Source organism: Paenibacillus sp. FSL K6-1217 (assembly GCF_045040735.1).
Lineage (GTDB): Bacteria > Bacillota > Bacilli > Paenibacillales > Paenibacillaceae > Paenibacillus_AQ.
The window spans coordinates 6,827,599-6,848,916 of the sequence record NZ_CP150271.1 but is presented as its reverse complement, the minus strand read 5'-3'; the positions used below and the strand labels follow the sequence as shown (position 1 = coordinate 6,848,916).

General features: G+C 53.5%; 18 protein-coding genes. 5 read left to right on the top strand and 13 right to left on the bottom strand.

Translation table 11 applies throughout. The annotated features are described in order from the left end of the window. Positions 1–245 precede the first annotated feature (245 nt). Entirely contained in the window at positions 246–1,457 is a 1,212-nt protein-coding gene (locus tag MHH28_RS30170; RefSeq protein ID WP_405108861.1) for a sugar efflux transporter, read from the top strand. Positions 1,458–1,485: 28 nt separating this feature from the next. On the opposite strand, the gene MHH28_RS30165 is transcribed toward MHH28_RS30170, so the two are convergent. The 4 genes from MHH28_RS30165 to MHH28_RS30150 form a co-directional block, all read right to left on the bottom strand. Beyond that, a complete protein-coding gene (locus tag MHH28_RS30165; RefSeq protein WP_405108858.1) occupies positions 1,486–2,184 on the bottom strand; it encodes an SDR family oxidoreductase in 699 nt (232 codons plus the stop codon). Between the two features lie 41 nt (positions 2,185–2,225). Beyond that, positions 2,226–2,687 (bottom strand): VOC family protein, encoded by a 462-nt coding sequence (locus tag MHH28_RS30160; RefSeq protein ID WP_405108855.1) that lies wholly within the window; start codon positions 2,685–2,687, stop codon positions 2,226–2,228. Positions 2,688–2,834: 147 nt separating this feature from the next. Beyond that, entirely contained in the window at positions 2,835–3,662 is an 828-nt protein-coding gene (locus MHH28_RS30155; protein WP_405108853.1) for a metallophosphoesterase family protein, read from the bottom strand. A 115-nt stretch (positions 3,663–3,777) separates the two neighbouring features. Next, positions 3,778–4,359 carry a TetR/AcrR family transcriptional regulator gene (locus MHH28_RS30150; RefSeq protein WP_405108850.1) on the bottom strand — a complete coding sequence of 194 codons (582 nt, stop codon included), beginning with the start codon at positions 4,357–4,359 and terminating at the stop codon, positions 3,778–3,780. 299 nt (positions 4,360–4,658) lie between these two features. Between MHH28_RS30150 and MHH28_RS30145 the strand changes: the two genes are divergently transcribed. Together MHH28_RS30145 and MHH28_RS30140 are read left to right on the top strand one after the other, a co-directional pair. Beyond that, entirely contained in the window at positions 4,659–6,089 is a 1,431-nt protein-coding gene (locus tag MHH28_RS30145; RefSeq protein ID WP_405117324.1) for a DHA2 family efflux MFS transporter permease subunit, read from the top strand. 159 nt (positions 6,090–6,248) lie between these two features. Continuing rightward, positions 6,249–6,539 carry a hypothetical protein gene (locus MHH28_RS30140; RefSeq protein ID WP_405108847.1) on the top strand — a complete coding sequence of 97 codons (291 nt, stop codon included), beginning with the start codon at positions 6,249–6,251 and terminating at the stop codon, positions 6,537–6,539. 44 nt (positions 6,540–6,583) lie between these two features. Here the strand turns inward: MHH28_RS30140 and MHH28_RS30135 are convergent, their stop codons facing one another. Then, positions 6,584–6,925: a hypothetical protein gene (locus MHH28_RS30135; protein WP_405108844.1), complete on the bottom strand. Its 342-nt coding sequence runs from the start codon at positions 6,923–6,925 to the stop codon at positions 6,584–6,586. A 188-nt stretch (positions 6,926–7,113) separates the two neighbouring features. After that, complete coding sequence (locus tag MHH28_RS30130) at positions 7,114–9,492, bottom strand: ATP-binding cassette domain-containing protein (protein WP_405108841.1); 2,379 nt, start codon at positions 9,490–9,492, stop codon at positions 7,114–7,116. A 241-nt stretch (positions 9,493–9,733) separates the two neighbouring features. Between MHH28_RS30130 and MHH28_RS30125 the strand changes: the two genes are divergently transcribed. Continuing rightward, positions 9,734–10,408 (top strand): response regulator transcription factor, encoded by a 675-nt coding sequence (locus MHH28_RS30125; RefSeq protein WP_405108838.1) that lies wholly within the window; start codon positions 9,734–9,736, stop codon positions 10,406–10,408. Further along, complete coding sequence (locus tag MHH28_RS30120; protein ID WP_405108835.1) at positions 10,405–11,457, top strand: ATP-binding protein; 1,053 nt, start codon at positions 10,405–10,407, stop codon at positions 11,455–11,457. The genes MHH28_RS30125 and MHH28_RS30120 overlap by 4 nt, the downstream gene beginning before the upstream one ends. A gap of 448 nt (positions 11,458–11,905) precedes the next feature. Here MHH28_RS30120 and MHH28_RS30115 read toward each other — a convergent pair whose 3' ends face one another. The 7 genes from MHH28_RS30115 to MHH28_RS30085 form a co-directional block, all read right to left on the bottom strand. After that, positions 11,906–12,586, bottom strand: coding sequence for a hypothetical protein (locus MHH28_RS30115; protein WP_405108832.1), 681 nt, complete (start codon positions 12,584–12,586; stop codon positions 11,906–11,908). A 365-nt stretch (positions 12,587–12,951) separates the two neighbouring features. After that, complete coding sequence (locus MHH28_RS30110) at positions 12,952–14,118, bottom strand: Gfo/Idh/MocA family protein (protein ID WP_405108829.1); 1,167 nt, start codon at positions 14,116–14,118, stop codon at positions 12,952–12,954. A gap of 28 nt (positions 14,119–14,146) precedes the next feature. Beyond that, positions 14,147–15,751, bottom strand: coding sequence for a response regulator transcription factor (locus MHH28_RS30105; RefSeq protein ID WP_341188099.1), 1,605 nt, complete (start codon positions 15,749–15,751; stop codon positions 14,147–14,149). 43 nt (positions 15,752–15,794) lie between these two features. Then, positions 15,795–17,558, bottom strand: a complete 1,764-nt coding sequence (locus MHH28_RS30100) for a sensor histidine kinase (protein WP_405108827.1) — start codon at positions 17,556–17,558, stop codon at positions 15,795–15,797. A 102-nt stretch (positions 17,559–17,660) separates the two neighbouring features. Next, positions 17,661–18,506 (bottom strand): carbohydrate ABC transporter permease, encoded by an 846-nt coding sequence (locus tag MHH28_RS30095; RefSeq protein WP_341187594.1) that lies wholly within the window; start codon positions 18,504–18,506, stop codon positions 17,661–17,663. Continuing rightward, complete coding sequence (locus tag MHH28_RS30090) at positions 18,503–19,465, bottom strand: carbohydrate ABC transporter permease (protein WP_405108823.1); 963 nt, start codon at positions 19,463–19,465, stop codon at positions 18,503–18,505. Before MHH28_RS30090 ends, MHH28_RS30095 begins: the two co-directional genes overlap by 4 nt. A gap of 280 nt (positions 19,466–19,745) precedes the next feature. Continuing rightward, on the bottom strand, positions 19,746–21,095 hold the full coding sequence (locus MHH28_RS30085) for an extracellular solute-binding protein (protein ID WP_341187592.1): 1,350 nt from the start codon (positions 21,093–21,095) through the stop codon (positions 19,746–19,748). Positions 21,096–21,318 lie beyond the last annotated feature (223 nt).

Below are 21,318 nucleotides of genomic sequence, written 5' to 3'. Positions count from 1 at the left end.
CGGTTTCATCTCCAGCCAAGCCAAACGTCCTTTTGCTCCGCACCGCCCGGCTGTCCTATCCTCCTCCATCTTAGAAGATTCTCACGTACAATAACACCTGAACAATTGGCCCAAAAACCAGTTCATTATTAGGGATTCTGTATGGGTTAGATGCTAATCAGACACATCGTATACTATTGACGTTATACTATAATTAAATCAAAGATAAGACTACGAGCGATGCCGAAAGGAAGTACACACACTCTATGCTCAAAAGAACCTATGCTCTGCTCCTCATTCCAAGCTATCCTATATTCCTGCTCTGCATGCTGTTCCAGGGGATGGCCATCTCTATCAGCGCTCCATTCCTGGCGGTCTACTTCACAGAAGAACTTGGCGTTTCCGCCGGAACCTTCGGCATTTTCACAGCGGTGACCCTCCTTAGCGGGGTAGCCCTAAGCATGCTCATTGCCAAACGCTCCGACGCCGGGCTGAACCGCCGCAGGCTGATGGTGATCTGTATGATGTTCAATGCGGTTGCTTTTGCCGGATACATATTCATTCATGATTTCTACGCGCTGCTGGCCTATATGACCCTATTCACCGCAGCCGGTGCCCCGGCGATGCCGCAATTATTCGCCAGCGCCAGAGAAGCTGTGAGCGCCGGCAGCTCTCCTGATCATGCCTTGGCCAACTCGGCCCTGCGCTCGATGTTCTCCCTTGGCTTCATCAGCGGTCCGCTGGTTGGAGCCGCGCTTCTGAGCCGCTTCGGATTTCAGGGAATTTTCTCGTCGACCACGCTGATCTTCCTGCTCAATGCCCTGCTGGTGTTCAGCTTCGTACGGCCTTCAGCGGCTAAGCTGCAGCCCGAGCGGCAGGTTCAGCAACTGGCCGGGGTGCAACGTAGCGCCAGGGTCCTGGTTCCTTTTCTCATCCTGACCCTGCTCTATACCGGACACTGGGCCAATAATCTGAATATCTCCTTGTTCATTGTCAATACGCTGGGAGGCACTACACAGAATGTAGCCTCGGTGGCCAGTATCTGCGCGTTAATGGAGATTCCGTTCATGCTGGTGCTGGGGCTGTTGTCAGCCAAATACGACAGCAAGGTGCTGCTGGGCTGGGGAATGGCAATGGGGGGAATCTATTATGCGCTGGTAATCGGAGTAGGTGAGCTATGGCAACTCATCGCCGGACAGGTGCTGCTGGCTTTTTTTGTCGCTGTAATCTCTGCGATTGGCATCAGCTATATTCAGGATCTGCTGCCGGACCTTCCCGGCTATGCCTCTACGCTGTACACCAATGCTACAACCATCGGCAGACTGGCCGGAAGCCTGGCGGGAGGAGCCGCAGCCCAGTGGTTAGGTTACCGCCACTCCTACCTGCTCTGCGTGGTTCTGGTCGTCTGCTCACTGGGACTGCTGCTCTGGCCCCGCCGCTCACCGGACGAGAAGACTACAACTCCGCTCGCCTCTTAATCTCTGGACCAGTTCGTCCGGGGTATACCTATATCTCCATATCCTTTCCTGTGTAATCCACGAACCGGAAATGACCCTGCGGCCCGGTTCTCTTCTCGATCAGATCTAGAATGCCATCGGCGCTAATGCGCGGGTCAAGCGGTGCCTTCGCTCCGCCCATATCGGTAGGCATCCAGCCGGGATGGACGCTGAGCACATGGATGCCGCGGTCCTTCAGCGTGACATGGAGCTTCTGCGTGAACATATTGAGTGCGGTCTTGGAGATGGTATACGGATAGCTACCCGGGTAAGCATTGGTGATACTGCCTGCCTCTGATGAGATATTAATGATCGAAGCATCCGGCCCGGTCAGCAGCGGCAAGAGGTGCTTGACTACCCGCATCGGCCCATACAGATTGGTATCGATAGCCCGCTGCATCTCGTCCATGTCCAGCGCTTCAAGCGCAGTGTCCGTGGCATTCAGCACGGCGGCATTATTGATGATCGCGCCGAGTGTCCGGGCCTGCTCTGTCAGGCTGGCAGCAAGCGCTGCTATTCCGGGCTCGTCCGTCACATCAAGTGTCACGAGAGTCAGCTTATCCCCATATACTGCCGCCAGATCAGCTAATGCTGCCTGCCCGCGCGCCGGATCACGTACCCCGGCAATAACAGCATGTCCACGCTCCAGCGCAGCCGCCGTCAGCTCAAGACCCAGTCCGCGTCCAGCCCCCGTAATTAGAATATTCATTGTATCGTTCCTCCTGTCGTAATTCTATTGTTGTTACTTTGTCATTGCCCAGTGTTGTCGTTCTCCAGCAATTCCAGCATCACCTTCAATTCCTTGAATGTATCCACATAAGCATACCTTCCGCCCGTATATTCACCCTTCTGCTGGAGCGGGAATCCCTTGCCTTCAAGCAGCATCAGCTTGTCCTTCATGCCTTCGACCACGAACGCAATATGGTGAACCCCTTCCCCGTGCTCATTCAGGTAATCCCGCCAGGTGCTCGGCTGATGGTCCGGTTCAATCAATTCCAGCTGCAAGGAACCCATGTCAAAAAATGCAAGCTTCGCCCGCGCCTCACTCGCCCCGCCGTTATACTCCGTCCGGGCAATGTCTGCTGTGTCCGTGATGCTGATCTGAGGCTTGTCCAGTCCGAAGAAGTCCGCATACGCCTGACTCACCTTTTCGATATCATGAACCAGAATCCCAATCTGTGTCATAAAGTGATTTCCAAGTAATCCTGACATTCTGTTCCGCCTCCTTTATCTGCTGACTAGACAACCATAACCAACTCATGAAAGGGCTGTCAAGTTCACTGCCGGGACGCCCGCACATAAATAAAGAGAATGTCTCCACGACACTCTCCCGCCGCTATACGTCATTCACTTAGCTCCTCAGTTCGCGATATAAGCCTCGACCCTATAGCCTGATCCGCTGCTGGTTATTGTTGCGTTATAGTAACCCATATTCCCGCCGGGATTGCATTTGTAGTCCCCGGAGCAGCCGGTGACGAAGAATTTGGTCTTGGGGTACCCCGGATAGATGTTGTTCAGCTTCTGGTAGAATGTATGCCCATGGTGAGTGAAGATCGCCAGCACCTTTTCTCTGGCTTTTGCCGGAATGGCCGTGAAGAACTTGGTGGACTCTGCGGCGCTGAGCACATGGCTGGAATCCACGGTAATCCCATGCACCCGCAGCGGCCAATGGAAATCAATAATATAGAAATACCTGTCATCCAGATTCCGCAGCAGATTGAGGCTGACCGGTGTGAACTGGCCCAGTGCGCAATCCAGCCATACATATCTCACCTTGCCCTGGGTTCCCGGGAAATTCATCTCTCCGGCCGCCGCTCCTAAGTACTCGTTGAACAAGGACCTTGTGCTGGCCTCCCAATTCCCTATAGAAGCCTTATACGGAATACTTCCGAGCGTGGCGGTCACTGTGTCCTTGAATTCCTTGTAATACCTGTTAGCGTTATTCCCATGATACGCTCTTGCCTGGGTGTTATCCCCCCCGAAAATGATAAACCGTTTGTTTCCGCTGTTCACCGCCTTGGGCAAAAGACTCCTAAACATGCTTAAGCTGTTGCCGTAGCCCACATGGCTGTCGCCAAACACTGCAAATTCAACTGTCTGCGGCTTGATTCTGCGCTTCACTCCGGGTACAGCCTGCCGCTTGGCGTGAAGCCCCCGCTTCCATGCCCGTCTTGCCCGTCTCTTCATCTCCGCCCACCTCATCCTCCATAAAATTCAGAACATAGTAGTCCCTACTATTTATATGCTGGAGGAATTGGCTGCTCTTGGACCTTATGAATCCGTCCGGGAATGCTACCGGCAATTAATTCGCGCGCAGTGAAGTAATCTGCTTGGCCAGATATTGGGGCGTATACGGCATATCCTCCCGAAGCCAGGCGATGATGGTACCGATGAGCGCCGCCGAGCCGTACCACACTGCGATGTCCTTCTGTACCGTTACCTCGGAAGCGTCCTGCACGGTCACCCTGCTCTCCACCCGTGCCGAAATAATGTCCGCCATCAGCTTAAACAGCCGGTCGGTAAAAATTGTACTCTTCCGCGACGTAAGTACGACTTTGTAGAATTTGGCGTTCTCTGCAATATGCACAAGCAGGCGCTCCAGCATCGGCCATTTCTCTTCTTGTGCAGCCTCCGCAGAGTCCGCAGAGTCTCTCACCACTTCCAGAACCTCCTCGCCCATATCATCCGCCATTTTCTCCAGCATATCCGGGATATCCCGGTAATGTAGATAGAAGGTCACACGGTTAATTTGGGCCCGCTGCGCAAGACGGTTGACGGTGATTTTCTCAATGCTCATCTCTTCCATCAGCTCAATCAGAGCCTCTTTAAGGAATTGGCGTGTACGAAGGATACGCGGATCAGTCCGCTGGGAGGGATTAGTCATTTCTGTGCTCTCCAATCTGCTGCTGCCCAAGAGCAGGCTACAATTTTAGTCTAATGTGTCGTTTTTCAGCTACATACACTACATATACACTTTAAGTGTAAACTAATTTACATTTTCCCGAAAATCGTTGCTTGATTACATGAATTTTTCATTTATAATCTACTTTATACATTGTAAACTATACGACACATTGTAAATTTAGTCCATGAGTTGGAAGTTTGAAAGGATGGAGAATAGTGAGTAACAAGACAGCAAGCCAGGAAATCCCGTCCATTCCCAAGGGACCTATTCTGTTCGTAATGATTCTGGGTGCCTTTCTGGCTACACTGAATCAGACCATCATGAGTGTTGCGACACCGGAGTTGATGCATGACTTCAATATTACGGCGGCAACAGCCCAGTGGCTGACTACAGGCTATATGCTGGTTAACGGTGTGCTTATTCCCATTACGGCTTACCTGATGCAGCGCTTCACGACACGTGAGCTGTTCCAGGCCTCGATGTTCATTTTCTTCGCGGGTACGGCCGTATCCGCCCTCGCAGGCAGCTTTCCGGTGCTGCTTACCGGCCGGATGATTCAGGCTGCCGGTGCCGGGATTATTATGCCGCTGCTCACCCAGGTTATTTTGACCCTGTTCCCGCGTGAGAAAAGAGGAGCCGCCATGGGGATGGTCGGGCTGGCCATTATCTTCGCCCCGGCTATCGGTCCTACGCTGGCCGGATATATTATGGAGCGGTATTCCTGGGAGACCATGTTCTACGGCATGCTTCCGCTCACCGGGATTGTGATTGTCTGCGGCTTTATGTATCTGAAAAATGTAGCCGAGCGTTCTTTTCCCAAAATCGACTTCACCAGCGTGATCCTGTCCACCATCGGATTCGGCACTCTGCTCTACGGCTTCAGCCGGGCAGCCAGCGCTGGCTGGTCCAGTGCAGAGGTGCTGTTGTCGCTGGCCGCAGGCGTGATTTCCTTAGGCTTGTTTGTCTGGAAGCAGCTTGTTTCGGACAGTCCGCTGCTGGATCTGCGGGCCTTCAAATATAATATGTTCTCCTTGACCACCGTCATCAGTGTGGCGGTTACGATTGTGATGTATGCGGATATGATGCTGCTGCCGCTCTATCTGCAGAATGCCCGCGGCTTCACCGCTATGGAATCCGGTCTGCTGCTGCTTCCCGGCGCAGTGATCATGGGGGCGCTCATGCCGGTTACCGGCAAGCTGTTCGACCGCTTCGGAGCGAAATGGCTGTCCATTATCGGCCTCACGATCACTATTCTGGCTACGCTGAGCTTCGTGAATCTGACAGACTCGACAAGCTATGTCTATCTGATGCTCATGTCTACCGGCCGCCGGATCGGAATGGCCCTGCTGCTGATGCCGATTCAGACTCTCGGGCTGAATCAGCTGCCCTCCAGGCTGAACTCCCACGGTACCGCGATTTCTAATACGGTAAGACAAGTAGCCGGTGCCGTAGGCACTTCCCTGCTCGTGACGGTAATGACCAGCCGTACCGCCACGCACTTCCAGGATATCATGGCGGGCGGCGGCACAGCCGGCGAAACACAGCAGCATATGGTGATGGAAGCCTCCATCCAGGGCATCAACGACTCCTATCTGGTCATTGTTGGCATCGGCATAATCGGGCTGATTCTCTCCTTCTTCATCAAGCAGGTGGGGCAGGCCAAGGAACCGGCCCTGCAACAGAAGATCGTCGTTGCTAAAGAAGTCTAACGAAAGCGCCTGCATGCTTTGCTATTTCATAGATTGCATACAGAAGAAGACCCGTGGAGCACACTCCATGGGTCTTCTTGCGCATCTCGCATATACGTAGCGCTTATAGTACAATGATATCCTGAATGCTTATTATATAGAAAAGTAAGAGGTGCCCGAATGGCTATTAATTTCACAAGACCGGTGCTGGAACGTTTAAACCAGGAGATCGCAGAGATGGAAGCCGGTATTGCCGAGCTGCAGAAGAAGACCCGCAAGACCCAGCTCAAGATGAACCAGCTGGAACAAGACTGCAAGCTAAGCTCATCCCCAAGCTCACTCAGCAGTAAAATGAGTCGCATCACCAAGCTGCAGGCCGAACTCAAAAAAATCTCCCAGCAGCAGTTAGAGCTGTCCAAGGAGATTAACAAAAAGAAAACCTTACGCGCCCAGTTGCCCTCTGCGGAGTAATCCCAGACGGCTGCTCCGGCTACTTTCAAAGTAAGCGTCTGCCGTTATCTTGAGGGGCTTAGCCGGGCACGCATCCAGACTAACAGGTAAATTACACACATGAAAATCCAAAAGTCATTAGCGAATACGCTCTGCTTCAGCGCTACAGACAGTAGAACATGGTACATGCAAGTGAATACCAGCAGTGACACTACTCCTATCGTCATGGTTCTGCCGGATACCTGCTTCTGAAGACTGCTCTTGGATACGCCATAGGCGGCCGCTACCGCTATGGCCAGCGTTAACAAGATTCTCAGAAGCTGATTCTCCATTACATCGTGCAAGGTAATGACAGCCGCCAGCAGCAGAAAAACTGCAAGGACCTGCAATATTCCTCTGGTCTTCATTGGATCCCTCCCGGGTACATAATTTCATAATGCTATTTCCTGTTATTATATCCCACAATCTCCCTGTTCGTCTGTGATCTATAGCAATTTATCATGTAGAAATAGAATGCAAAAAGAACCAAAGGAACGGATTCCTTTGATTCTTCGTTATCTCGTATGTCATTCAGACAGATGTGGACCAGGCCTGGTTATTCACTGCGCAGGGCAGTCACCGGGTCCTTCTTCGCCGCCATCTTGGCCGGTATAGCTCCTCCGAGCATCGTCAGCAGGACGCTGATCACGCCAAGAATGAGCGCATGGAGCGGATTCAGCTGGGCGACATTTTTCAGCTCCGTCAGGTTGTAGAGGATGGCATTGACCGGGATGGTCAGCAGATAGGTGATGCCGATGCCCAGAATCCCCGAGCAAGCCCCGATAATGAACGTCTCGGCATTGAACACCCGCGTAATATCCTTCTTGCGGGCACCCAGTGCACGCAATACGCCGATCTCCTTCGTACGCTCCATCACGGAAATATAAGTAATAATCGCAATCATGATCAGAGATACCACCAGGGAAATCGCCGCAAAAGCAACCAGCACCATCGTAATCCCGTCCATAATTCCGCCTGAAATATTAGTTACAATCGCCGCCAGATCGGTGTACTGCACCTGATCCTCTGCCGCTTTTCCTTCATTCCATTTGTCCAGATAGGCATTTACGGATTCCTTGGCACTGAAATCAATCGGATACAGCGAGACTGCACTTGGAATCTCCGTGGCCCCCAGCGCTGCAAGGGCATTCTCCTTGGTGGAAGAAGCCATACCGGCGGCGGCTGTCTGTCCCGCATTCATCATGGACCCGCCCATCGGGCCGCTTGGACCCGTTCCGGTGGTGAGGCCATCCGACAGCCCTTGCCCCGTCAACACATTGATATCCGCCTTCTCCTGGGCGAGAACAATCTCGGACTTCTGCGCATCGGCAATGAAGGAAGCGGCCAGCTCATCTGAATAGACCAGACCGGGTGACAGCGTGGAGATTCTCGACCCTTCCTGCCCGCGCAGCACACCTACAATGTTAAGCGTTACTGCCTTGGGGCTATTATACAGGTCAATCAGATTCCCTCCGGCTGCATTGACAACGAACTGTCCGCCGTTCTTTTTATAGTAGTCATTGTTCATGACCAGCTTCAGCTGCGTTCCGACCAGATCGCTCAGGTTGATGCTCTTGGCTTCATAGTCCAGCCCGAGCGCATCCACTGCCGCATTGGTCAGACGGTTGTATTGATCCACGATAAGCACCAGATCCGTCTTCTCGGCCGGGAATTTGCCCTCCAGCAGATCATAATACTGCTCCAGGTAGCTTCCCGAATCACTGCCCTGTTTGCTTGGGTACGGGGCTACAGTAATCTTGCTTTTATCCAGCGCTGCCGCCTTGTCCCCGTCCTTCACGAGCCAGTTCATATTCACACTGCGGGTGTAAGAGATACCGTCAATCCACTTGGGATCGATCCCTTCCAGATACTTCATATACTCCTTGGTCAGCACATTCACATGCATGGCTGAATTCAGCGTCGGGTCATACGGAAAAAGCTTTTTCTCTTCAGTGTAGGAGGTAAGGTCCGTGCTCTCCTTGCCGGGAGGCCCGGCATTCTGCAGATTAACCGCCGTCTGGTTGATGGAGATCGGGAAGTTGGATAAGGCCCCGGTCTCGTAGGAGCTGATCTGCTTGTCGAAGCCGTTGGACAGGGACAGGATCAGGGCAATACCGATAATTCCGATACTGGAGGCAAAAGCGGTCAATCCCGTGCGCCATTTTTTGGTGGCAATATTTTTGCCGGATAATTTCAGGGCGGTGAAGAAGCTCATGCTGGTCTGCTTCAGCTTATAAGCGCTTGAGGTCTTCTGCGTTGCCAGCGGGTTGCTGTCTGAGATCGCATGACCGTCCGAGAAGCGGATGACGCGGTCCGCATAATTCTCCGCCAGCTCAGGGTTATGGGTAACCATGATGACGAGCTTATCCTCGGCGATGGTCTTGATCAGCTCCATGATCTGCTCACTGGTCTCCGAATCCAGGGCCCCGGTAGGCTCATCGGCCAGGATAATATCGGGGTTGTTCGCCAGCGCACGGGCAATCGCCACACGCTGCATCTGTCCGCCAGAGAGCTGATTCGGCTTTTTGTGCACATGATCCTTAAGGCCGACCTTCTCCAGCACCTCCAGCGCCTTGCGGTGTTTCTCTGCCGGAGCCACCCCGCTTAGTGTCATCCCCATCTCCACGTTATCCGTAATGCTCAGGTGCGAGATCAGATTATAACTCTGAAAAATAAAGCCGACACTATTATTGCGGTACGCATCCCACTCGCTGTCCTTGAAGCGCTCGGTCGACTGGCTGTTGATGATCAGCTCTCCGCTGTCGTACTGATCCAGCCCGCCGATGATGTTCAGCAGCGTGGTCTTGCCCGAGCCGCTCTGTCCCAGAATGGCAACGAACTCACTTTCCCTGAAATTGAGATTCACTTTATCCAGTGCGACCTGAGTAAATTCGCCGGTCTTGTAGCTCTTGGTGATGTTTTTTAGTTGCAGCATAATGCAGTCTCCCTTTCCATTCCTGTACTCTGGTTCTCTATATGAGCTATGTGATTTCTGTCCTGCTGTCTCCCAGTATAATCGCCCAATATAAACTAAACCTAAACTCCCGGTTGAGATTAAGTTGATCTTCATGAGTTATACTGAAATAACCCCTGCTCCGGTACATGGCGGGGAACGCATAACCTATATACACAAGCTTTACGTTCTATTACATGGAAACGTTCCGGGAGGAGACCCTATGTTTACTATTCTTGTAGTGGAGGATGACGCCAAGCTGCGGCAGCTCTTCTGTACTGTACTGACCCGGCACGGCTACCGCGCGATGCCCGCAATGAACGGCGAGGATGCGCTGGAGGTGCTGGATAAGGAATATATTGATCTGATCATCTGCGATATTATGATGCCCCGGATGGACGGCTTCGAGCTGACGCGGACGCTTCGGGACAACAATAGCCAGCTTCCGGTTCTGATGGTGACGGCGCGGGAGCAGTTTGCCGATAAGCAGCAGGGCTTCCTCGTTGGCATCGATGATTATATGGTTAAGCCGGTCAATGTGAATGAGATGATCCTGCGTGTCGGAGCACTGCTGCGCCGGGCCAGAATCATCAGTGAGCGCAAAATCGAATGGGGCGACACCGTGCTGGACTACGATACGTTAACGGTAATTCAGGGGCCGGCGAGCATCGTGCTGCCGCAGAAGGAATTCTATCTCCTCTATAAAATGATCTCTTATCCGAATAAGATCTTCACCAAGCACCAGCTCATGGATGAAATCTGGGGAATGGACTCCGAATCCGATGAGCATACGGTGGTCGTCCATATTAACCGGCTGCGGGAGCGCTTCAGGGAGAGTGCCGACTTCGAGATCGTTACCGTCCGGGGACTGGGCTACAAGGCGGTGAAGCGGGGATGATCCAGGGGAAAAACAGAGGCTTATGGTGGTATTTCGTCTCGATGGTGTTCGTGATCATTCTGTCCTTTGTCTTGATCCTGGGAGTCATAGCCTTCCTGTATTACCGGCTGGGCAACCATACCAGGGAGCACGGCAATCCGTTTCCTCCCGTTCTGACGATGATGCTGTTCAGCCTGGTCGTCGGAACCACGATCACTGTTCTGGTAGGCAAAAAAATTCTGGCCCCGATTGCAGACTTCAGCCGCGCAGCCAAAGAGATTGCCGGCGGCAACTTCGACATCTACCTGAATGAGTCACACCGGGTCAATGAGATCAGTGAGGTGGCCCATCACTTCAACCTGATGGTTCAGGAGCTGCGCAGCATCGAGACCCTGCGCAATGACTTCGTAGTGAATGTGTCTCACGAATTCAAGACGCCCATTGCAGCGATCGAAGGGTATGCCATGCTGCTGCAGGAGGAGAATCTGAGCAGGGAAGAGCATGACGAATACACCGGGATGATTATCGAGAGCTCGCGGCAGCTGTCCAATCTGTCCGGCAATATCCTCAAAATCTCCAAGCTGGAGAATCAGGAGATGCTCACAGAGCTGGCTGAATACAAGCTGGATGAGCAGCTTCGCCAGGCTCTGCTACTGCTGGAATCGCTCTGGTCCGCCAAGCAGCTCAATCTGAATATTGAGCTGGCAGAGCAGCGCTATTACGGCAATGAAGAGCTGATGATGCAGGTGTGGCTGAATGTGCTCGGCAATGCGATCAAGTTCACGCCGGAGGGCGGAACGATCTCGGTCGCGCTCCATGCGGACGGGACCTGGATCTCCGTGGTCATCGCTGACAACGGAATCGGGATGACCCCGAAGGTGCGCAAGCACATCTTCGAGAAATTCTATCAGGGCGACCCCGCCCGCGCAGCCGGCGGCAACGGCCTCGGCCTGCCGCTGGCCGCGCGCATCATCAGCCTGAGCAAAGGCACCATTGAGGTGCGCAGCGAGCCCGGCCAGGGCTCGGCATTCACGGTCAAGCTGCCGGGGAGCGGCGGGTTAACACATTAGGCCCGCGCGATAGCTTGCGGCCCACATTCGGCCGATTCAGGTGCACTTCTGCTCCTGATTTCCGCCGTGCGTCCGCTTTTGGCTAATTCAGGTGCACTTCTGCTCCTGATTTCCGCCTACCGCTCACTTTTGGCTAATTCAGGTGCACTTCTGCACCTGATTTCCGCCTACCGCCCGCTTTTGGCTAATTCAGGTGCACTTCTGCTCCTGATTTCCGCCTACCGCCCGCTTTCGGCCAATTCAGGTGCACTTCTGCTCCTGATTTCCGCCTACCGCTCACTTTTGGCTAATTCAGGTGCACTTCTGCACCTGATTTCCACCATGCGCCCGTTTTTGGCTAATTCAGGTGCATTTCTGCACCTGATTTCCGCCATGCGTCCGCTTTGGGCCAATTCAGGTGCACTAGTGCTCCTCATTTCCGCCCAATGCCCGCTCTCAGCCGAAATGCCTACCATATCTCGGAATCCATCATACTTTGAACAAGCTCATAGCGGCAGATCCGGTTACTCTCAGGCGTCAACACTGGTTTGAATTTATCTTTGTCACATAGAGTAGTTAGGTGCTTTATCGCTGTCCTCCGATTGATCCCCATTTGCTTCACCACATCCACCGGCCGTATCATCCCATTCATCCGGCTCGCAATCCGCAAGATATCGCGCTCTATCCTCGAAAATTGGCCACTCCCCTCAGAACGGGTTTTCAACAAACATGGGGTTAGCAAAGCTTTCAGCAGGGAGATGGTCTGCTCCGGTGCGGACTCCAGATCATCGTATGGAATGGCGATGACACGGTATCCTGCAATCTGCAAGTAAGTCTCCCGGTTCAGCTCCTGGCGGTAACGGGTGCGGTCCGTGTTCTGAACATGCGGCCCATATCCCTTGATCTCAATAGCGAACTTAACCTCTCCCGGCTTCCACACAAAATCCACAAAATACGGCCTGCCCCGCCAGTCTGCCACCTCATACTCAGGATGCAGATCGTTCATGTTACCGAAAATCGGCCACCACACTCTCTCCACAAACATCTGCTCCCCGTGACGGTGCCCCCGCTCCAGCCGGTCCAGACGCTCCCCTGTCCTGCGTTTCTTATGATATTCCAGCCATCTGTCATGCTCTTCAGCAAATCCCATTCCCTATTCCTCCTCTGCAAAATCATACGTCTCCCCGCAAACTGTGCTTGATCCTCAACACCTGTCCATTCGCTTCCGTAGGCATAACAAACTAAGTTACTGGCATATCCACGCACAAAAAATCCCGCACCCGATCAATCAGGGTACGGGATGTGCTTCATCCGTTTGTAAAATTATAGTACTGGCTTACAGCCACCGTCAATGAGAATTTCCACTCCTGGAGTAATAGTTCAGATTGCAACGCAAAGCAAAATGTGAGCCATGTAACCCAAGCCGTAACGCACACCAGCCAGCAGCACTTCCGGCTACCGCACGTCACCCTACTTCCCCTCCGACCAGCACTTACAACTACCGCATGTCAACTCCTACTTCCCCTCCGACCAGCACATCCGCTCTGTTCTTATGGCTTCGCCGGACTCTATGGCCTTCTCGATCATCTTGCCGAGGTATACATCCTGCGAGGCTTCCTCCAGCCCGTAGAAGCCGGGGCCGCCAGCGGAATAGAGGGCCATCTTGTCCAGACAGGACGCAATGGCGAGCTCATCATCATACAGCCGGGCAGGGATGAACGGATTCGTGTAGAGCCACTGCTCTCCGCAAATAATCCCTTGGAGGTAATAGCCTTCAGCATTCTCCTGCTCCCCTCGGTTGATCCGCTTCAGTTCCAGTTGCAGAGGCACCAGATTATCCTGCTGGATCAGCACCCGGTTGTCGAAGATCTCTCCGCGTTCGCCGCGCACGCTAAGGTGATTCGAGCGCGTCCAGGAGCGGTGCTGGTCCTTGGTGAAATCGTATATGCCCAGCCGGTCTCCGAAATCCAGCCAAGCCAGATCCCTGTGCAGCGGGATCAGCTTGTCTTCTGCCGGAGGACCGCTGCGGGTTGGTCCGCCAACCCAGCGGGAGTCGAACCGCATCCCCCGGATGACGGCCTCCTCGAACCCGATGCCGAGCATCCTGCGCATCAGACTTGCCCCGTGATACAGATGGGATACGGAGACGGACGCTTCGGTGATTCTGCCCAGCCTGCCGGAGCGGATCAGCGACAGCCGCGCCTCTTGAACAGGATGGTACGGGTACTGCTCTGCGACTTGTATCCAGGCCCCGTGTACAGTCAGCTCCTTGTGCAGCTGCTCCAGCTCTTCCAGACTGGAGGCAGGCGGTGTCTCTGCCAGCGCCGGCAGGCCAATCTCCGCCAGGCGGTACAAATAGTTCATGGCCGCTCCGCCGCTGACAGAGACCACTGCGAAATCCGGGTCCTCATTCTGCAGCAGCTCGTCAAAGGAGCGGTACGTCTGAACGCCCCACGCTGCTTCTATCTCCTGTCCCTCAGCCCGGTCCCTGACCACAAGGCCGCCAACCCGAAACCGGTCCGGCATGAACCGGGCAATTCGTAAATAATACTGTGCGCGGAATCCCGCTCCGCCGATAATGCTGAAGTTAACGGGCATATTCCTGTCCTCCTTGATGACACATTGATGTTGGTGCGGCTCAGCCGCAATTCCCTGCTTCGTCATCGCGGCTTCTACCATCATACTTGTCTCTGGTGGATTATATGTGTCATCATTTGATCAGCTCGGTAGGATTCATGCCGGTGATCTTCTTGAATAGCGTGCTGAAATAAGGAATGTTCTTGTAGCCAACCCTCTCCGCCACCTCATAGACCAGCATATTGCGCTCCATTAACAGCTCCCTGGCCTTCTCAATCCGTACCCGGGTCAGGTAGTTGTTGAAGGTCTCCCCGGTGATGTTCTTGAAGATAATCGACAGATGATTGCGGGAGATGAATACCTTATCCGACAGATCAGCCAGCGTAAGCTCCTCGGCATAATGCTCATGAATGTAGTTGGTCATGAAATCAACGACCTGCCGGTGCTTGCTGCTGCCCTTCCATTGGCGGCTGGCGCAGATCGCTGTGATTTTGGCGGACAACCAGCCAGCCAGCTGGTCAGGTATGGCCAGGTTGCCGATCTCCTGGGCAATCTGGTCATTGGTGAACAGATCATCAAGCACGAAGCCCGACTCATACAGGGAGTAGGTGATAATACCCCATAGCTCGCTCCCTAGCATCTGCACGTAGCTGGCAGAGACCCCTTGCTGCGCTTGCAGCTCGGTAATGTATCCGTGTACAAGCTGCTGCGCCTCCGTCTCCTGTGAAGCCTTCATCGCAGCGGCCAGCTTGTAAGAGAACTTCACCGGGAAAAGAACTCCACGGTCCTGCCCGCTGCTGTGGCTCTCCCGGTAGCAGTACACCTCATAGGCCGGGCTGATCCGCAAGGCCCCGTGATCCATCGCCCGGAACGCCTCCTCCGTCGATTCGGGAATCTTCGTCCACGTATCCTTCAGTCCCCCTATACCTATGCGGACCACCAGCCTGAGATACGAGTGGATGCTGTCGACCAGCCGGATTCCCAGCTCCTCCAGCTGCTGTGTGCATTCAGCTTCGGGGTGAATAATCAGCAGAGCCCTGTAGCTGTTCAGCTCGGTGTATTCCATATTGGCGTAATGCTTGCGTGTGACCTCACAGGCAATATTGCTGACCGCGAAGCGCAGCAGATTCCAGTCCGAGACCGAGAAGGAGCTGGCCCGGTCATCGCGGATCAGCTCAATCCCGATAGTCGCATGCCTGCCCTCCAGCCAGTAATGGTACGAAGGCGGAAGATGGGAATTGTTCCGGTACGAAGGCTCCAGGGTGCCGACCGCTGCGGACCGGACCCACTCCTTCTCGACAAAAGGCTCGTACAGCATCATTTTCAGCTCCAGCTCGCCTTGCCGGATCACCTTCTCCTGCTCTCTGATTAGCTCCGCGATCACCTTATGAAGGATCGTTCTAAGCGTAGGCAGACTGATCGGCTTGGAGACATAGTCACTGACCTGAAGCCGGAGGGCTTGTCTGGCATGCTCAAAGTCTGAGTATCCGCTCAAAATAATAATTTTGCCCTTGAAGCCCTCGTTCCTTAATTGCTCCATCATCTCCAGGCCGCTCATCACCGGCATGTAGATATCGGTGATTACAATGTCCGGGCTGGCTTCGCGGATCATCGCCAGACCGTCTTCCCCGTTAAGCGCCTCACCGGCCCACTCTGCATCCAGCTCCTCCCATGGAATCGCCCGCTTCATCCCCTGAAGTACCTGGCGCTCATCGTCAACAATAGCGATCTTCCACATCATGTCTGCCTCCTTAAGCTTCTCTGGCCCGCAGCAGCCGCATTCAGCCTTCCTTCACGGCGAGAGAAGCAGTCAGTATCTGTGCCGGAGCCTCTCTGAGCAGCGGTAGAACAATCTCTACCCGGGTCCCTCCCTCTTCACGTTCCTTCAGCGTAACCCCGTAGTCATTTCCGAAATATCCGGCAATCCGCTCTCTCACATTCCGTATGCCATAACCGCCGGTGTGCCGCCTCTGCGGCCGCGCCTCCGGCTGCTTCAGGCCGGCCCCGTTATCATCAATTATAATCTGCAGTGTCTCCTCAATCTTAGTCAAGCGGATGGTGACCTGTCCGCTGCGTTGTTTATTGAATCCGTGTACAATGGAGTTCTCCACAAAAGGCTGCAGGGTGAGCTTGGGAAGGTAAGCCTCCAGAAGCTCCGGCTCCACATTGATGGTGTACTCCAGGCCGTCGCCCCAGCGGAGCTGCTGGATCTCCAGATAACACTGGATGTGCTGCAATTCTTCCGACACCATGATGAAGCTTGCACCGTTGGATAAGCCGATCCTGAACATCTGGCCCATCAGCTCCAGTATCCGGCTCAGCTCATCCTGTCCGGCCTCAATCGCCATCCAGTTGAGCTGATCCAGCATATTGTACAGAAAATGAGGATTGATATTGGCCTGCAAGGCCTCAATCTCCGCTTTGCGCTGCTGCTCATACCGCCGCTCCAGCGACAGATACAGCTCCTCGATACGATCGGTCTGCTTGCGGTAGCCGGAGAATAAATATCCGAATTCATTCTCGTAATCTATAGGCAGCTCCTCCCTATGCCCCCCCACAGAATACATCTTCATAGCGCTTACAAGCTGCTTGATCGGCTTGGTAAACTGCTTGCTCAGATAATGCGTCAGCAGCAGGACCAGCAGAATCGCTCCAATCCCGATCAGTCCGATCCATTCCGCCAGTTCGAGACTGCTTGCGGTAATCTGTTTCCAGGAGGTGAATTCGAGCAGCGTCCATATGGAGTTGTCCATTCTGGAATAGACGAGCAGGGTATTGCCCGAATCCTTGTCGCCGGGAATATGAACATAGCCGGATTTGTTGCTCTTGAGGTCGATCCATTTAGACCATTCGTTCTGCTCCAGTGTCTCCCCGATGCTCAGAATCTGCTTCCCCCCGCTGTCCGCCATGATCCGGTTCGACCCGGCGGAGTTGCCGGTCAGCAGCGCACGAATCTCCTTGGCCTTAATATGGACGACCAGCACTCCGAGATAATCGTTCTCGTTCATTACCTTTCTGGCGAAGCTTAGAACCGGAATCTCCCCCTGTACGCTGGGAATGGAATGTTCCCCCGACCAGGCGAAATCGCTTTTCACCAGATTCCTGGCCCAGGGCTGCTTATCCAAATCGCGAATATTCCGGAACTGGATATAGCTCTGGCCGTCGCTCGGCATCGGTTCATCCATATACAGGTCAATCCCCTGAATCAACGGAATGGCATAGGTCAGATTGCCGAGCGCACTCTCAACGCTTACACGCTTGCGGTACCGCTCGAAATCATCCTGCCGGTTCAGCAGAAAGGTCGTCAGCTCGTTGTCCCGTGAGGTAGACAGTGAGATCTGCTCAATCATATCCAGCCGGGTGGTAATTTCATTATTCAGTTCATCCAGCAGCCGCTGCTGATAATGGGAGGTCGTCTGCACAAGGGCTTTGGAGGAATTGCTGTAGCTGGTCCAAGCCGTAACTGCAATTACCAGAATAAGAATAATGGCAAAGCTGTGAAAAAACAGACGGTCGATCCTGTACTTTTTAAAAGGATTGGTCAAATGATCCCCTTCCTTCGCCTCCGGTTCACAAGAAATAAACGGTAAAGCGTCGAATAAGGCTCAGGCGCTTTACCGTTATCGGACGGATGTTTTTTTTAAATCTTATCCCTTTATGCCTGTTGTAGCAATCCCGTCCACGAAATACTTCTGCAGGAAGGTGAACACAAGCGTTGCCGGAACAATAGAGACAAGCGACATGGCCAGAAGCTGGCCCCACTCAGCTGCAGACTGGGAGTCATTGATCATGCGCAGCGCGAGACCCACCGTGTATTTGTCAACCGTGTTGATGTAGAGGAGATGTCCCAGGAAGTCATCCCAGTTCCACAGGAAGCAGAAGATGGTCACCGTAACGACCGCCGGGAAGGCCAGCGGCATAACCACTCTCCAGAAAATCCCGAACCAGGAGCAGCCGTCGATTTTGGCCGATTCATCCAGCTCCTTGGGCACACCGCGGATGAACTGGATCAGCAGGAAGACGAAGAAGCTCCCGCCGGCCCCGCCCGCCAGCAGATGGGGAACGACAAACGGCAAATACGTGTTGACCCAGCCCAGCTGATGGAACAAGGCGTACTGGGGAATGATCAGTACCTGGCCCGGCATCATCAGCGTCAGCATCAGAATCGAGAACCAGAATTTCTTGAGCGGAAAATCCAGTCTTGCGAACCCGAAAGCGACCAGCGTACAGGATAGCAGCGTTGCGATCAGCACCATAATTTCAAGCCAGAAGGTGTTGAGGTAGAAATCGGTGAACGTGTGTCCGGGAACCGAGTTCCAGCCCTTGGTGAAATTCTCCCATTGCGGGACGGACGGGAAGATTCCCGGTGAACTCAGCTCCGTACTATCCTTCAGCGAGGCGCCGACCCACCAGACAATCGGATAGACCATGATGAAGCTGAAGAGAATCATGAACACATGCCGGAGTGCAGGCTTCCAATTCAGAGTTGTCATTTGCGTTTTTTCCCTCCAGTGTCAGTCTCATAGAATACCCAATATTTCGAGGTGTAGGAGATCAGCAGCGTTGCAGCTACGATGGCGACCAGCATAATCCAGGCCAGTGCAGAAGCGTAGCCCAGCTCGTACCGGCTGAAGGCCCGTTCATACAAATACATAGCGTACACGTATGTAGCGTTCATCGGTCCGCCATTCGTAATCACAAAGGCCGAGGTGAACATCTGGAAGGCGTTGATCACGGCCATGATCAGATTGAAGTAGAGAATCGGCGACAGCATAGGCAGTGTAATGCGGAAGAATTGAATGAACTTGTTCGCCCCGTCTACCGAGGAAGCTTCATACAAGTCATTGGGAATCTGCTTCAGCCCTGCCAGGAAGATAACCATGGTGGAGCCGAATTGCCAGACCGTGAGCAGAATCAGTGTGCTAAGCGCGGTATCCGGGTTGGTGATCCAGCTTTTCCCCTCGATGCCAAAGACAGCAATCAGCTTGTTGAAAATCCCGTCTACTCCGAAGATGTTGCGCCAGAGCAGCGATACCCCGATACTTCCGCCGATCAGTGAAGGGAAATAGATCGCTGTGCGGTACACGCTGATCCCTCTGACCGCTCTGCTGAGAATCATGGCCACGAGCAGGGCCGCAATTAGTTTAAGAGGCACAGAGGCCAGCACGTACATGACCGTGACTTTGGCGGATTGAATGAATTTGGGGTCTGCGGTGAAAATCCGTTCGTAATTGCGGGACCCGATCCATTTCATCGGCTGCATCAGGGTGTAGTCGGTAAACGAATAGTACAGCGATAAGAACAACGGATACGCCGTCAGGGCCAGGAACCCGATCAGCCAGGGCGAAATAAACAAATAGCCTGCAAGCGGAGCATTCCACCGGCTTTTGAAATAAGAGCTTTTTTTGGGCGCTGGCGAGGCTTGGGCTAAAGTGGTTGTGGAGCGGTTCATCTGTGGTCACCTCTTGTGGTCAATTTGTATAGCTTAAGTATAGTATTGGTCCACACTCCGGCTAAAGGAGGGCAATGCTCGAATTCTTTCAAAATATAACGATTAATTCGAAGACACGAGTATAACCGCGTTCCAAGTGGAAACGGCAATACCGTCCTTTTAAGGACGGTACCGTTTCAGCGAGAAAGATAAGGATAATTATAGCGTGAAGCATATAAATTCTTATCTTTTAAAAAGATAAAGCCCGGAACATTGCTGTCCCGGGCTTTCAGTTCATACCTTATTTCTCGTAGGATAGCGAGGCTTCCTTCAGCTGCTTGAACGCCTCTTCCGGTGTGGATTTACCGAAGCTGAGCTGATCGCGGACCAGTACCCAGTCTTTGTCCACGAAGTTCGTCCAGCCGCCGGCTCCGGCCGACCAGGTCTGGCCATCCGGCTCCGTAGCACGGAGCAGAGCCAAGCCTACCTTATCCAGATCGCTCATATTAGCTTCCAGCAGAGCGGCGTTATCCTTGTTGGCCGGGAGGCCACGGAAGGTCTGGGTAATCTTGGCCGCTTCAGCATCATTCACGAACCAGTTGATGAATTTCTTGGCTTCTTCGGCATGCTTGGAATTCTTGGACACCGCCATGTACATCGACGGCTTCAGCCAGCCGCCGGCCTCTTCGGCACGCGGCATGGTTACAAGTGCGTAGGCTCCTGGCTTAATGCTGTCCCAGGTTCCCAGATTGTTGGAGAAGCTGTAACGGAACAGTACCTTGCCTGCTGCGAGCAGATCCATTTGCGGATCATTTTCCTTATCGGAGGCATTCACATCCGCCGGAGGAACAAGCCCTTCCTTGCGGAGCTCTTCGAACTTGCGGGTCCAGTCCAGATAGGTGGCTTCATCCACGTTGAAGTGGCCGTCATCCGTGATGACCTGCCCTTTGCCTCTGGCATACTGATATGCCGAGTACATGAAATAGTTCCCTGCATAGTCGAGGGTGAAATACTGTCCCTTCGGCAGCTTGGACTTGGATTCCTTCGCCAGGGCGAAGAACTCATCCCAGGTCCAGCCGTTGGCCGGATTCGCAATCCCCAGCTTATCCATAGCGGCTTTATCATATACCATACCGAAGGCCACCGAGCCGAGCGGAACGGCATACTGCTTGCCGTCCAATTGGCCGCCTGACAGCAGCTTCGTATCGAATTTGCTTACATCGACCTCAGGAGCCAGGTCGGCCAATTGCTGGCGGGCCATCCAGTCCGGCATCCAGCCCGGGTCAAGCTGAACCACATCGGGTGCGTTGTTGGCCGCAGCCTGCGTGGATAATTTATCCAGATAACCGTCCATCCCGGAATATTCCGGCTCGAAGGTTACATTCGGATTGTTCTTCGTGTACAATTCCAGTGCCGCCAAGGTAGCTTCGTGACGCGGCTGGGAGCCCCACCACATAATCCGCAACTTGACCGGTTCATTGGTGCTTGGCGCTTCAGTTGCAGCTGCCGTTGCAGCCGCATTGGTGCCGGCGGGTGCTTCTGTAGCCCCTCCTGCATTGTTTACTTTATTCCCTCCGCCGCCGCAGGCAGCCAGTGTACCTAATATCGCTGTCATCGCCAGGACCGAAAGAGAACGCTTCCATTTCAACATCTTGAACCCTCCTGTATGCATCTGTATTCTCTTGCTATATTGCTATAGTAACAAGCCGGGTTGGAAGTTCATAGGAGAGCAATGCACGAATTCTTATAAAATCTCACGAAAAAATCACTCTGCCGCATGAACGGCTCACTCACTTTTCTATATTTTATCCGCCTGTGCTGGCCTATTGTAATCGGTTTTTCGATTACATTCGCCATCTCACCCTCGCCCCTGC